The sequence below is a fragment of the Paenibacillus sp. ClWae2A genome (assembly GCF_032452295.1).
GTDB lineage: Bacteria > Bacillota > Bacilli > Paenibacillales > Paenibacillaceae > Paenibacillus.
The window spans coordinates 355575-369081 of record NZ_JAULSQ010000001.1; the positions used below are offsets into that span (position 1 = coordinate 355575).

A 13507-nucleotide genomic window follows, 5' to 3' on the forward strand; every position below is an offset into this window, starting at 1 on the left:
TTAAACCATCAATTGGTGATGGCATTTTCCATCGGTTTAATTTTATGAATCTCTTCGGTTCCCGCTTCCAAAGCAGTTTCGTAGTATGCGCACTTGTGCTCAATGACTTCCATAGTCTTTCTTAGTTCCTCCATTTGTGCTTCCACAATAGCTTTTCGCTCCGTAAACATGTCATATCTTTGCTTCAGCGTGGAGTCCCCTTCAGAGCACCATTCAATGAAGTCCTTAATGTCTTTAATAGGCATCCCGGTCAGTTTCAGACATTGAATGATCTTTAAAAAGTCAATGTCGGAGTCTTTGAACATCCGTGTTCCACTCGTGGTACGTTCTACAAAAGGCATGAGTCCTTCCTTATCGTAGTAACGCAATGTATATACCGTAAGGTCTAATTTTTTGGCAACTTCACCGATCGAATAGGTCATTTAGAATGAATTCCTTTCTACTAAGGCTAGACTTCGAGTTAACTCTAGGATTGATCCGAGTGAATTTTACCATGTTGGATTACTGGATGTCAAAGTACGTTGGAGATAAAAAAATAAGATAAACATTTGACCTAGAGTTAACTAGAGGGGGTAAGATTATTTTGAACTTTAAATTACGAGGAGGTTATACCATTGATTATAGCTAAAGCCAGAGCCGTTGACGGACCAGACCAACAATTCAGAAGTGCTGAAATTAAACGACGTGATCTGGATACCAATGATGTATTAATCGAAATTAAATATGCAGGTATCTGCCATTCTGATATCCACACTGCCCACGGTGAATGGGGCCCAGTGAATTATCCACTCGTTCCTGGACACGAGATTGCCGGAATTGTAACCGATGTAGGAACAGGAGTCTCCAAATACAAGGTCGGTGACCGAGTAGGGGTCGGATGTATGGTAGACTCTTGTGGCGAATGTGAGAACTGCCGCAAAGGTGAAGAGCAATACTGTCTCAAAGGAAATATTCCTACTTATGCTGGGGTAGACAAATACGGTGAGCCTACGCAAGGTGGATATTCAACTCACATTGTTGTCGTAGAGGATTTCATCGTTCGCATCCCTGATAACATTGCACTTGATGCTGCTGCACCTTTGCTGTGTGCCGGTATTACGACGTATTCACCACTGCATCACTGGGGCGCTGGCCCAGGTAAGAAGGTTGCTGTTGTAGGTATGGGTGGCCTTGGTCATATGGCTGTCAAAATTGCACATGCGATGGGTGCCGAAGTAACGGTTCTCTCCCAATCCTTGAGCAAAAAAGAAGATGGACTGCAATTTGGTGCAGATCACTACTTTGCCACAAGCGAACCGGAAACATTCGAGAAACTTGCAGGCACCTTTGATCTGATGATTAACACAGTAAGTGCGAATATTGATATTAACGCTTATTTCTCACTACTCACGCTGGATGGTACACTCGTGAATGTGGGTGCTCCTGCAGAGCCTTTAGCTGTTAACGTATTTTCTCTTATCGGTCATCGCCGTTCATTCGCAGGTTCCATGATCGGTGGTATCCGTGAGACGCAGGAAATGCTTGATTTTTGTGCAGAACATGATATTGCGCCTAACATTGAGGTCATCTCCGCAGACCAGATTGACGAAGCATACAAACGCGTACTGGCTTCCGACGTGAAATACCGCTTTGTTATTGATATCAGCACTATGTAATTGTGAAGTGTGATTGTTGATAGTGATAGTTAAAGATAGAAGAAAGCAGCTGCCGCCAAGGTCAGCTGCTCTTCTGTTTTTTAATTGAACGGGCATTCTATAGCTTTTCTTGGTGAAATTCATAATTAATCATTAACAATTCTTTCTACATTATATGTACAAACAGAAAAAGAGCCGCAACGGCGGCTCAAATAGACTAGAAATTAAGATGTAATAAAGGCTTTATATGATCAGCAGCGGCACTAAACCGATCAGAAAATTCCTTAGAGTTCTCGTACTCTTTTGGTAAGTTTTTCAGGAATAATTTGATCTGTTTGACTACTTTTATACGTACTTCAGAATCTGCACGATTACCTTTTATTTGATCTTTTAGAAGATAACCATACTTGTTTGAGAAAGTGTATCATACAATTTCTGTACTCTCGAAACAAAACCAGTATAATAATTTGAATTAACCTCAATTTCTTTCTTGCTGATTGAGTTTTCCATTAGAATAAAAGTTGAAGCAATAATCAATTGATGCTAGAATATTTTTTCTTCATCATGCAACGTTGGTTTGATTTTCTTTTGCAACAGTGAAATGAAATTCTGCAGTTACGAGAACTAATAGTCCTCTCAATGAAATTAAAACGTTCTTTTTCTGCAATTAAATAAACCCCCATAATGATTTGTTATGTAAACAACATTAGAAATATTATCATAAAAAAAGCGAATAGATCCATCTGTACAATTTATCAATTATCTGTGTTTTTCATAACAATATTCTGTCATGATTCTGTTATCAACATAGTGCGAAGCTCGATATATACTTATAAAGACGTCCGAAAACAGAGCGTTCAATTTAACGTGTGAATTATACAAGTTTTAAAACAGGACGTTAAACTAACGGGCAGAATAACGCAACGAACAGAAGATACCTGCGTCTAATAACTAGTTGGAAACATATGAAAGGAGTGGAATGAGAAAGATGACAGCATCATTTTCACATCAGCCGGAAGGATACGAATGTCCATTTTGTCGTATTTGGGGTATCGAGCGACCTGATCAGGGAACAAAACAAAGGGATATTATCTATCAGAATGAAAAGGTAACGGCATTTATAGCGGGCAAATGGTGGCCAAACAATAAAGGACATGTACTTATTGTTCCGAATCAACATTTCGAGAACATCTTTGAACTCCCTGCGGATTACGCTGTTGAAATTCACCGCGCGGCTCAGCTTACAGCATTTGCAATGAAAAGTACATATGGATGTGATGGGATTTCGACGCGGCAACATAATGAACCGGCTGGTAATCAAGATGTGTGGCATTATCATCTCCATATATACCCTAGATACGTGAATGATCAACTTTATTATACAAATGGTTCTCAGTCCGATCCAGATGAACGCGCGCTCTATGCAGATAAGTTGCGTTTTTGGATAAAGGAAAACATTTAAGGTCTAGAAGGAGATGGATTTGAGACCCTATGTTATATTTGATCCCTTTATGGGTGATCATCCAATCCACTTTAAAAAGGAACACGATACGAGGGTTAGGCTGATATACCACTTGTGACTACCGCGGGTGATTACGACCTAAAACTAGGCGGAATTACTTCATTATTTAATTTCGGATCAATTATACGTCCTTCTAAGTAAATGCATATTATTATTAACCTCTCATGCACTCACAAGGACGGTAGTTCATCAGAAGTAAGCTGCATTAATGATATTCTTTGTAACGAAAAAATCATAAGATAAGAGAAGGGTTGTGTCAGCATTGAAAGGTAAGATATTTAAAAGGTTGATAGCAATTTTCGTAGTTTTTACATTATATTTAGCTAGTACAAATCAGATGTATGCAGAATTTAACGAATTAAGCTTAGAGGAGCACGGAGGGCTACAGCAGGAGTGGGTACATACTTTTCCTAAAGAAATTGATTATCTGAGCTTTGAACTAGGTTACACTCCACAAGACCATATTAATCGTGCTGCTCAGCTTGTTATGTTAAACCCCGCCACTGTGTCTGGTAATAACTTCAGCCTGTATACGATAAATATTAAGACAGGGAAACTTGCCTGGACGTATGACATTAAAAATAAAGTGAAAAACTTTTATCCGTTGAATCATACATGGTTTTATAACGAGAGCGGTAATATATTTTATCAGTATTCTACCAATCACGGGAAAACGTTTAACGTTCTTAGTTTGGATGCGAAAGGAAAGCGTTTATTCGAGAAGAAGGATTTAAGTTTCTCAAATATCTATCCGTATAAAAACGGAATTGTTCTACAACAAACGGATAGTCTTAAAAATCAGTCCCGTTTTATCACATTAAATTCCAAAGGAATAACGACAAGCGAAACTGTGTTAGGTTATAAAACTGAAGTAATGACTTCTGGTTATGTACTCCATTTTGTAGGTGAGAATAAAATCGAGGTTTTTAAAGATGTAACCTCTTTGAAAAAGCCGTTATTTACGATTAACTCCAAGAAGATTGGTGGATTCTACGTTGCGGGTTATCATCAATTAAGTGGAGGTACATTAATTGTAGAATATGCAAGATCCAATTCATATGGCGGACAGAAATTAATGGCTTATGGAGTGAATGGAAAACTCAAATGGGAAACTGTGCTTAATAGAAACATGAATATTTCTTTGCATTCAACCGGAAGTAAACTATTAATTGATAACCAATCTGAACACAGTATCACTTTATATGATCATAACTTCAAAAAGCTGTTTTCTCATGCGTATGAAGGAGAGCTTAATTTTAATGGTTTAATGAACTCCTATCGAAACGATAGCTATATTGAGTATACTAGCTTTGGAACCATTGATGGCAAATGGGGTGAGAGGTATACTTTAATGAAAGATAATGGAGACATTATACTTAGTAAATACTTTGTTTTAGATGATGTGCATAAGAGTAACTTTGCATATGACTCGTCCGAAAATGTGGTCTATCGCACCGTGATTAGCGACCACCGATATAATCTGATTAAATACAAGGTAACTAAATAAGAGTTGGAGTGCCGTTGATAACAACAATCAACGGCTTTTTATATTCTATGAAGGTTCAATATATTTGGAAGCAGGTTTGAAATCCAATCTTAAGTTTTTTACTGTTTTAGAAATCGTAAAAAAGCGCCTATTAAAGAGAACTTTGTTGTTACAAATTTTTTTGCATTGAAACAACCGATAAGGGTTTTTGAATTGGATATTCATGATAGAATGAGTTTGAATGGGGCAAATTAATAGTATATTTCATGATATAGGGGGAAACCAATGGAGACCTTTGCAGAATTTATAGCACGCATCGATAACCCGGAACACCAGGCACGAACGGAAGAAGTTTTGAACTGGATTACTGAAAAATTCCCGAATTTAAAGCAAAAAATAGCCTGGAATCAACCGATGTTTACCGACCATGAGACATTTATTATTGGTTTTAGTGTATCCAAACAACACTTGGCTGTTGCTCCCGAGAAGGCAGGAATTAATCGTTTTTCGGAAGAGATCACACAGGCGGGTTATGATCACACCAAAGAGTTGGTGCGGATGAAGTGGAAACAGGAGATTGATTTTTCGTTACTTGAGAGAATGATTGAGTTCAATATAGCGGATAAGGCAGAATGTTCAACATTTTGGCGCAAATAAATCGCGATATAAAAAGAAGACCCCCAACTTCCGGATGCGGAAAGAGGAGGTCTTCTGTACTTTAAGCTAAAGCGATTATTGAGCACCTACTACGGGGTGAGGTACATAAGGCTCTTCAAGGAAAGTTACGTCTTCTGAGGTCAACTTAACGGAAAGAGCACCTACCGCATCTTCCAGATGCGATATTTTGGTGGCACCAATAATTGGAGCCGCTACAGTGTCTTTTTGTAGCAACCACGCAAGTGCAATGTGTGTGCGAGGGACACCGTATTTTTCTGCAATGGATGCAACTCGTTCAACAACAAGCTGATCCGCATCGCTGGTCGCATTGTACTTGGATTTCTGAATTTTGTCTGTCTCGGATCGGAGTGTCGATACGGACCAGTCACGGGTTAACCTGCCTGAAGCAAGAGGACTGTAGGGAGTCACACCAATCTTTTCTTCCTTGCATAAAGGCAGCATTTCTCTTTCTTCTTCACGGTAGATGAGATTCAAGTGGTTCTGCATGGAGACAAACTTGGTCCAACCATTTTTCTCTGCTACATGTAATGCTTTTTGGAACTGCCATGCAAACATGGCCGAAGCGCCAATATATCTCACTTTACCGGACTTCACCACATCATGTAAGGCTTCCATGGTTTCTTCAATAGGCGTATTGTAGTCCCAACGATGAATGATATACAGATCTACATAATCCGTTTCCAATCGTTTCAGGCTTTTATCAATCTCACTCAGGATGGCTTTTCTGGAAAGCCCGGAACCGTTGGGTCCTTTATGCATTTGTCCGTGTACTTTGGTAGCAATAACAACCTCATCCCGATTGGCATAATCCTTTAATGCCCGACCAAGGTATTCCTCGCTTGTACCCAGAGAGTATACATTAGCTGTATCGAAGAAATTAATGCCTAGATCCAGTGCTTTTTTGATCACGGGGCGAGAATTTTCTTCATTCAGTACCCATTCATGAACCCATTTACTGGCGTCCCCAAATCCCATACATCCCAGGCAAAATCGAGATACGTCCAAGCCTGTGTTACCAAGTTTTGTATACTCCATATCATGTTCAAATCCTTTCTAATGTTTATTATTGCCACCTGTATGGTGATCTATATACACATTATTATGTCATAACGAATGGAACAACCTGTACCACATTACTATCAAACTTTTGCCTAATCCTATCACAATCTCTGGATCTGAATCAGTTGAGTCTATTGAAGTTTTCATATAAAAAGAACAAGCCATTCGTTTCTCCGTTGGAGATTCAAAGGGCTTGTTCATAAATAGCAGGCGAGAGGGGATTTCAAATAAAAAATATTATTTAATCATTGTTTGATGAATCCAATCGCTTATTTTGGTTAATTTAAGATTGGCTTTGATGTTATCATCCAACTCTTGATACCGTGGAAGAAGATCTGTATGCCCATCAATCCATTGGTACAATCCTTTAAGACCTGTTGCTGTCTCACTTCCCAACAAAGGCTGAATCGCTGCTTCAAAATGATCAAAAGGTAGAGACATGAAGCTGATCTTTTCACCTAATACAGCACTGAATGGTTCCGCTAATTGTGCACCTGTCAGGGCTTCTAATCCGGGTGCTGGGATAATGCTTCCTGCCAATTCCGAATGAGTCAGGGCATAATAGTGGAATTGAGCTGCATCGTTTAAGCTAATCCAGGAGATTGGCTTGTCTGCTGGTACCGGGTAGGCCAAAACGCCATTGTTCAGTATTCCGGGAATCAGGAAGTTTTCCAAGTATACAATGGGTTCCACAATGATATATGGAAGACCACTTTGCTGCAATTCATCGATAACTTCACGTTTCAATTCAATTCCTTTGGAATGGGTGATAGGGTCAGGAACATAGGTGCCCGTGTTAACTACAAACAATTTAACGTTTGCCTGTATAGCAGCATCAATTGCATTTTTGGTATATTGTCTGATTTTATCCGGATTGAACTCCACCGGCAGGTTCAGGAATACTTTACTTATACCTTGATGCGCCGCATGGAGCTGTTCCACATCTGATAGATCCCCGATGAAAGCTTCAATGTTTTGTTCTTTTAGTGTTTTGGCTGTTGCCTCATTTCGAGTAATCGTGCGAACCTCACAACCGTGTTGAACGAGTAATTGAGCGACAGCGCCGCCTTGGGAGCCCGATGCCCCATATACTAAAAATCGATCATTCTGTGTCATAGTGGTCAATAACTTCCTTTCAATATGTGATTGGAATGAATGAGTTAACACTCAGCATTGACCTCAGCATAACGGATTTAGAATAGGAGCGTAAGTACGCACATTAATGATATAAAGTATCCCTTGGGATACTGTGGGAAAGCGTTTTACATATGTTTCGATCCCCAATCACCTAGCTGAAACAAGATCGAAGTCAGGCTTTGTCCTTTTTCTGTAAGGGAATATTCGACTTTAGGCGGAACTACAGGGTGGGTAACACGGTTTATCAAACCAGCTTCTTCAAGTTCTCGTAATTGCCTGGTTAATGTGCGATGCGTAATGGGGTCCAGCATTTTCTGTAATTCATTGAATCGAATTGTTGAATGGCGGATGAGCCGATTTATAATTAATAGCTTCCATTTCCCACCAATCATATTGACTGCAAACTCAACAGGACAACGGTCCTCCACAGGTTCTATATTCATGTTTATGTATCCCTCCCAAAAGCATCAACTCATGTTTCATGTTTCGTTCATTTTATCGAACTTATAAAGGGGTGTATAGCTTACAGCGCATTCAGGGTATGAACCAGGCCCAGGACACAAAAAAAAGATGCCCTCAGTGTAGCTCGAGGGACACCTTATATCATATAAATTATTGTTTAACTCAAACAGAATAAAAAAAGGATTGAACGCGAAAAAAAGCCATGATATAATCTATAGCGCAATTGATATTTCGTTTTTAATGTAAAGGATGAATCATTATTTCTCCTAATTTAATTTTACATCCGACATTCCGATTTGTCAATGCTCTTTTTTTGGTCCTAATAAATGGAAAAGGGAGTGGACTTATTCATGGATAAAACAAATGAATGGAAGTTGGAAGAGGAAAGACTAGTGAAGGTGAGGAACAAGCTTCAGGCACGACTCGACGAGCTGGAGCCGAAGGTTGCAGGACTGCATGAACAGGCTGCCGAAATTCGTAAACGATTCTGGGAAGAAGTGACGATTAATACGGGTTCGTACACGGATTTTGAAGATGCATTTTATACCATTAATCAGCAGTCCAGAGTGTTGGCCGAGAGGGAGCGCGGGCACAAGCTGTTAACACAACAATGGAAAAATACAAAGAGACTGCTTCCAACGCCGTATTTTGGCCGTTTCGACTATAAGGAAAAAGACATGACATTGACTGAACAGATCTACATCGGCGTATCATCCTTCATGGATGAAGATGGATTGAACTTTCTAATCTATGACTGGCGTACGCCAATTGCGAGTCTGTACTATGATCACTCTCCCGGGCCAGCAAGTTATGACACACCTTCAGGACGAATCGAAGGAAAGATGGAGCTCAAGCGTCAATTTCAGATTCAACATGGGCAGCTTCATAGCATGTTTGATTCAACTGAGACGATTGGTGACGAATTGTTGCAGCAAGTGCTCGCCAAGGGTGCAGACTCACAAATGAAGAGCATTGTAGCAACGATCCAGAAGGAACAAAACGCCATTATTCGTGATGACCGAAGCCGAATGCTTATCGTTCAAGGGGCAGCTGGCAGTGGCAAGACGTCCGCTGCGTTACAGCGAGTGGCCTACTTATTATACAAACACCGCCAGACTGTCAAAGCAGATCAGATTGTACTTTTCTCACCGAATCCGATGTTTACCAGTTATACTTCAACCGTACTCCCGGAACTTGGCGAAGAGAACATGCAGCAGACCACTTTCCAGGAATATCTGAATTATTGGCTGGATTCCTCCTTACGACCAGAGGATGCCTTTGATCAGATTGAATATGTGCTGACAGCCCAAGAAGATCCAGGTTATGAGGCTCGTCTGGAGGCGATCAAGTACAAAGCTTCCGAGACATTCCTGCAAGTGCTCCAAAACTACGGTAAGTGGCTGGGGCGGGAGGGCATGCGGTTCAACGACATTCAATTTCGGGGACGTGAATTCATCACTTCAGATCGAATCAAGACCCAATTTTACAGTTTAGATCAAAATCTTACATTGTCCAACCGTATTCTTCTTGTGCAGGAATGGCTACTGAGAGAACTTGTTTCGCTGGAACGTCTGGAACGGGAAGCAGACTGGGTTCTGGAGGAGTTGAATTATCTGGACACGGATGAGTACGTGGAAGCTTTCCGCATGTTGCACAAAGAAAAGCCTGTGTTCGATGTGGCGGAAAAATACGCAGCACGGGAGGATGGAAATAACAAGGTAGTGCAAGATGAGGGTGCCTTTAACTTTGCAGTGCGGGAAGAGGAGCTACTGCGTCAGAAACTGGTGAAAGACATGTTTAAACCGTTAAGAAAGAGTGTGCGGAAATTTCAGTTCGTGGATGTCAAAGGTATATATGAACAAGTTTTTGTAAATGAAACCGCATATCGGGAACAAACGAATGGAGCAATCCCCCCGAAGCACTGGCCTGAGATTTGTAAACAGACCAAGGCCATGATCCTTCAAAACAAGCTGTTCCATGAGGATGCTACTCCGTATTTATATGTAAAAGAAATGATCGAGGGCGTCCGGACGAACACAGAGATTCGTTATGTCTTTGTCGATGAAGGTCAGGATTATTCGGCGTTTCAATACGAATATCTTAAGAAACTGTTTCCTCGTGCTCGCATGACCGTACTGGGTGATTTCGGGCAGGCGATCTTTATGCAAGCTACGGAGTTAGCAGCGTCTAACTCGCCATTGGTTCACCTATATGGAGAAGCCGAAACTACATTGATACGCCTGGTACGCAGTTATCGTTCTACCAAAGAGATTGTTGAATTCACGAGGCACATGTTACCAGGGGGAGAAGAAATCAGACCTTTTGAAAGGGGAGATCAGAAGCCTCTTTTAACAAAATTGAAGGACGAAAAGCTGCGTGGTGCGCAGATTCTCGCAGACATCGCCGCGCTTAAGGCGGAGGGGTTTGGTTCCATCGCCGTGATTACGAAGACTGCGGCTGAAAGCCGTGACGCCTATGAAAGGTTACAAAGTCAAGGAGGCGAAGGGTTACAGCTCATAACAAAGGACACACAGATTTTCGAAAAAGGAATCATGGTTATTCCTGTGTACCTCGCGAAAGGCGTCGAGTTCGATGCTGTCCTCGTCTATGATGCTTCACCAGAAGCTTACAGCCAGGAATATGACCGCAAGCTTCTGTATACGGCCTGCACACGGGCCATGCACCGACTTCATCTATATAGCACTAGCGACTGGTCACCATTTGTGCAGGTGTTACCTGCGAATCTGTATGACATAAGATCGTAATCCATAAGTAAATCCATTTTAAATGAAGGACCAAAGAAAGATGCTCGGAGCCTTTTTTCAAAGGTTATCGGGCATCTTCTTTTTATAAAGACATGAATCATAAAAGTTATTCTTTACTGATCGTTCCCGATGTGATAGATTGTTATTGGGAGTTATGAGAATGATCATTCCCATATAGCTCGAAAATGAATAAATTCTCAATGAGAGGGAGTAATAATAAATGAATATTTCCAAACAAGTTGCTATAGTAAGTGGGGCTAATCGAGGGTTGGGCAAGGAACTTGCTCTTGAACTGCTGGCGAGAGGAACCAAAGTGTATGCTGGCGCGCGAAACCCTGAATCCATTGATCTGCCGGGGGCTATTCCACTGCAACTCGATATTACTGATCCACAATCTGTCATGGCTGCAGCTGAGGTAGCTAGTGATGTAACCCTTCTAATCAATAATGCTGGTTCCGCTACGGGTGCTTCTCTGCTCACAGGTGAGCTGAACGATATTCACTTGGAGTTCAATACACATGTATTCGGTACGCTTTCAATGATTCGTGCGTTTGCACCGGTGATAGAGAAGAATGGGGGCGGTTCGATACTGAATATCCTGTCCGCTCTATCTTGGCTCAGCCTTGGTAATTCAGGTGCATATTCAGCTGCAAAATCAGCTCAGTGGGGGATTACGAATGCATTACGTCTGGAATTAGCACCTAAGAACGTTAGTGTTGCCGGATTGCACGTAGCGTTTATGGATACGGATATGACGGCAGGTATCGACGCGCCAAAAACGAACCCAACGGATATTGCCAAAATTGCAATAGATTCCATCGAAGCAGATCTCTACGAGATTATTGCTGATGATACCAGTCGGAATGTACAACAGGGTCTTGCTGGTGGTGTTGCTGCCCTTTACCCTCAATTGTTTCAGAAATAGAGAAGAGAAGTGTAGATGCATTTTCTCGCTATAAATAAAACAACCCTCACCAGATATGGTGGGGGTTGAGTACGTCATGAATACTCCAATTCTATTCCTTGAGAACCGTGAGAATATAAGCCTTAGCCTTTAACTGCACCTGCAGTAAGGCCGCTGACAATGTATTTTTGCCCAAATAGATACAGGATGAATACAGGCAACGAAGTAAGCACGAGATTGGCAAAGATCAGGTTCCAGTCCCGGCTATATTTGCCGTAGAAATTGTAGATCGACAGTGGCATCGTCCATGTGGAACTGTCTGTCAGGAAGTACACCGGAATTGTAATGTCATTCCATACAGACATGAACACCATGATGGCTACCGTTGCGTTAACGGGCAGGATGAGTGGTGTGACGATGCGGAAGAACACCCCGAACACACTTGCTCCTTCCAAAAATGCGACTTCGTCCAGCGCTCGTGGAATGGTTTTGATGAATCCGCTATACAAGAATACACTGAAGGCCGTATTTAACGCGGCGTAGATCAAAATAACGCTGGTGATGCTGCCGTAGAATCCCAATCCCTGTACAACCCGTATGGTCGTAATAATCGAAATTGGCGCAATCAGTCCCATGAAGAAATACATGTAGATGGTGCCGGATAGTTTGGTTTCCCGACGTGCCAGAATGAAAGCCGCTGCCGAAGAGGCAACGATATTAATGATGGAAGATACGCCAGTAATCAAAATGCTGTTGAAGAACGCTCGCGACAGACCGCCTTCCTGGAAGACACGAACATAGTTTGAGAACTGCCATGTTTCCGGAAAACTCAGGGAGAAGCTAAGCACTTCGGCGCTGGTTTTGAATGAACCAAAGATCAGAATGACAAGCGGCAACAGCACGATAAGAGAGGCCAGAATCAGGAAACCTTCCACGATATAGTTGCGGATGGCGAGTTTGCGTGTATAGCCCATGTTATTCCGTAACCTCCTTACGCCGCATGAAGATCAATAGCGGTATAGCGATAATGGTAACGACCACGAACAGAAGGGTGTTGACCGCCGTACCAAGTCCCCAGTTGCCTTCGCCGAAAGATCGCAGAATGATCGTACCTACGACCTGGGAAGCGTTACCCGGGCCACCACCGGTCATGACATATACTTCGGAGAATACTTTGAGTCCACCGATCAATGTCAACATCAAGTTAATGTTAATCGCGGGCAGCAAGAGTGGTAGTGTGATTTTGAAAAAACTTCTCCACGAACTTGCGCCATCAATCTTGGCTGCCTCGTAATACTCTTGAGAAATGGACTGCAGGCCCGCCAGATAGATAGCCATCTGGAACCCGGCACTCTGCCAGATCGAGACGATGGCAATCGTCCAGATCACAATCGATGGGTTGGTCAGCCAAGCTTGGCTTAACGAATGTAATCCTACAGATTCCAACAAATTGTTGATTGTACCTTCGGTACGCAACATGGGAGTGAACAAAATGCTGATCACAAGGATGCTGAGAATGGAAGGGGAGTAAAAGATCGCACGCAGCAGGTTCTTTGTTCTTAATCGCATGTTAAGTCCTACGGCCAGCAATAGGCCGATGACATTCTTGCCAACGACGGTGACGATTGCAAATATCGCCGTGTTTTTCAGCGCCAGAATAAGCGTTTTGTCCGAGAAAATTTTCTTGAAATTATCCCACCCGATGAACTTCAGTTCCAACCGATCCAGCCGCCAATCCGTGAATGAGTAATAGAAAGCGGCGAGAGCAGGCACAACGAAAAAGATGGAGTAGATAATCAGTGCGGGAAATATCATGTAATACGAGTACAGATTTTTAGTCCTTTTCATGTCTCACACTCC

12 protein-coding genes are annotated in these 13507 nt (G+C 41.9%); 6 read left to right on the forward strand and 6 right to left on the reverse strand.

Annotation, left to right across the window (positions count from 1 at the left end):
* Positions 1-8: 8 nt before the first annotated feature.
* Positions 9-422, reverse strand: coding sequence for a MerR family transcriptional regulator (locus QVE09_RS01445; RefSeq protein WP_315935342.1), 414 nt, complete (start codon positions 420-422; stop codon positions 9-11).
* Between the two features lie 192 nt (positions 423-614).
* Here QVE09_RS01445 and QVE09_RS01450 point away from each other — a divergent pair, with 192 nt between their 5' ends.
* The 4 genes from QVE09_RS01450 to QVE09_RS01465 all read left to right on the forward strand — a co-directional run bounded on the left by QVE09_RS01450 (position 615) and on the right by QVE09_RS01465 (position 5299).
* Entirely contained in the window at positions 615-1655 is a 1041-nt protein-coding gene (locus tag QVE09_RS01450; RefSeq protein WP_315935343.1) for an NAD(P)-dependent alcohol dehydrogenase, read from the forward strand.
* A 967-nt stretch (positions 1656-2622) separates the two neighbouring features.
* Complete coding sequence (locus tag QVE09_RS01455) at positions 2623-3096, forward strand: HIT family protein (protein WP_315935344.1); 474 nt, start codon at positions 2623-2625, stop codon at positions 3094-3096.
* A gap of 313 nt (positions 3097-3409) precedes the next feature.
* The gene (locus tag QVE09_RS01460; RefSeq protein WP_315935345.1) at positions 3410-4663 is read left to right on the forward strand and encodes a hypothetical protein; all 1254 of its coding nucleotides are present in this window, start codon (positions 3410-3412) and stop codon (positions 4661-4663) included.
* A gap of 264 nt (positions 4664-4927) precedes the next feature.
* Complete coding sequence (locus tag QVE09_RS01465) at positions 4928-5299, forward strand: iron chaperone (RefSeq protein ID WP_062834357.1); 372 nt, start codon at positions 4928-4930, stop codon at positions 5297-5299.
* 75 nt (positions 5300-5374) lie between these two features.
* Here QVE09_RS01465 and QVE09_RS01470 read toward each other — a convergent pair whose 3' ends face one another.
* The 3 genes from QVE09_RS01470 to QVE09_RS01480 all read right to left on the reverse strand — a co-directional run bounded on the left by QVE09_RS01470 (position 5375) and on the right by QVE09_RS01480 (position 7959).
* Entirely contained in the window at positions 5375-6355 is a 981-nt protein-coding gene (locus tag QVE09_RS01470; protein WP_315935346.1) for an aldo/keto reductase, read from the reverse strand.
* 261 nt (positions 6356-6616) lie between these two features.
* Positions 6617-7495, reverse strand: coding sequence for an SDR family oxidoreductase (locus QVE09_RS01475; protein ID WP_315935347.1), 879 nt, complete (start codon positions 7493-7495; stop codon positions 6617-6619).
* A gap of 146 nt (positions 7496-7641) precedes the next feature.
* A complete protein-coding gene (locus tag QVE09_RS01480; protein WP_017688544.1) occupies positions 7642-7959 on the reverse strand; it encodes a winged helix-turn-helix transcriptional regulator in 318 nt (105 codons plus the stop codon).
* A gap of 369 nt (positions 7960-8328) precedes the next feature.
* Here QVE09_RS01480 and helD point away from each other — a divergent pair, with 369 nt between their 5' ends.
* A complete protein-coding gene (gene helD, locus QVE09_RS01485) occupies positions 8329-10743 on the forward strand; it encodes an RNA polymerase recycling motor HelD (protein ID WP_315935348.1) in 2415 nt (804 codons plus the stop codon).
* Between the two features lie 220 nt (positions 10744-10963).
* Entirely contained in the window at positions 10964-11668 is a 705-nt protein-coding gene (locus QVE09_RS01490) for an SDR family oxidoreductase (protein WP_315935349.1), read from the forward strand.
* 122 nt (positions 11669-11790) lie between these two features.
* On the opposite strand, the gene QVE09_RS01495 is transcribed toward QVE09_RS01490, so the two are convergent.
* Both QVE09_RS01495 and QVE09_RS01500 read right to left on the reverse strand, forming a co-directional pair.
* On the reverse strand, positions 11791-12621 hold the full coding sequence (locus QVE09_RS01495; RefSeq protein ID WP_315935350.1) for a carbohydrate ABC transporter permease: 831 nt from the start codon (positions 12619-12621) through the stop codon (positions 11791-11793).
* Between the two features lies 1 nt (position 12622).
* Positions 12623-13495 (reverse strand): carbohydrate ABC transporter permease, encoded by an 873-nt coding sequence (locus tag QVE09_RS01500; protein WP_036616033.1) that lies wholly within the window; start codon positions 13493-13495, stop codon positions 12623-12625.
* Between the last annotated feature and the right edge of the window lie 12 nt (positions 13496-13507).

What these genes read in the sequence shown, in the direction of transcription:
- QVE09_RS01445 (WP_315935342.1), bottom strand. Translation starts at nt 422, where the DNA reads ATGACCTATTCGATCGGTGAAGTTGCCAAAAAATTAGACCTTACGGTA.
- QVE09_RS01455 (WP_315935344.1), top strand. Translation starts at nt 2,623, where the DNA reads ATGACAGCATCATTTTCACATCAGCCGGAAGGATACGAATGTCCATTT.
- QVE09_RS01465 (WP_062834357.1), top strand. Translation starts at nt 4,928, where the DNA reads ATGGAGACCTTTGCAGAATTTATAGCACGCATCGATAACCCGGAACAC.
- QVE09_RS01470 (WP_315935346.1), bottom strand. Translation starts at nt 6,355, where the DNA reads ATGGAGTATACAAAACTTGGTAACACAGGCTTGGACGTATCTCGATTT.
- QVE09_RS01475 (WP_315935347.1), bottom strand. Translation starts at nt 7,495, where the DNA reads ATGACACAGAATGATCGATTTTTAGTATATGGGGCATCGGGCTCCCAA.
- QVE09_RS01480 (WP_017688544.1), bottom strand. Translation starts at nt 7,959, where the DNA reads ATGAATATAGAACCTGTGGAGGACCGTTGTCCTGTTGAGTTTGCAGTC.
- helD (WP_315935348.1), top strand. Translation starts at nt 8,329, where the DNA reads ATGGATAAAACAAATGAATGGAAGTTGGAAGAGGAAAGACTAGTGAAG.
- QVE09_RS01490 (WP_315935349.1), top strand. Translation starts at nt 10,964, where the DNA reads ATGAATATTTCCAAACAAGTTGCTATAGTAAGTGGGGCTAATCGAGGG.
- QVE09_RS01495 (WP_315935350.1), bottom strand. Translation starts at nt 12,621, where the DNA reads ATGGGCTATACACGCAAACTCGCCATCCGCAACTATATCGTGGAAGGT.
- QVE09_RS01500 (WP_036616033.1), bottom strand. Translation starts at nt 13,495, where the DNA reads ATGAAAAGGACTAAAAATCTGTACTCGTATTACATGATATTTCCCGCA.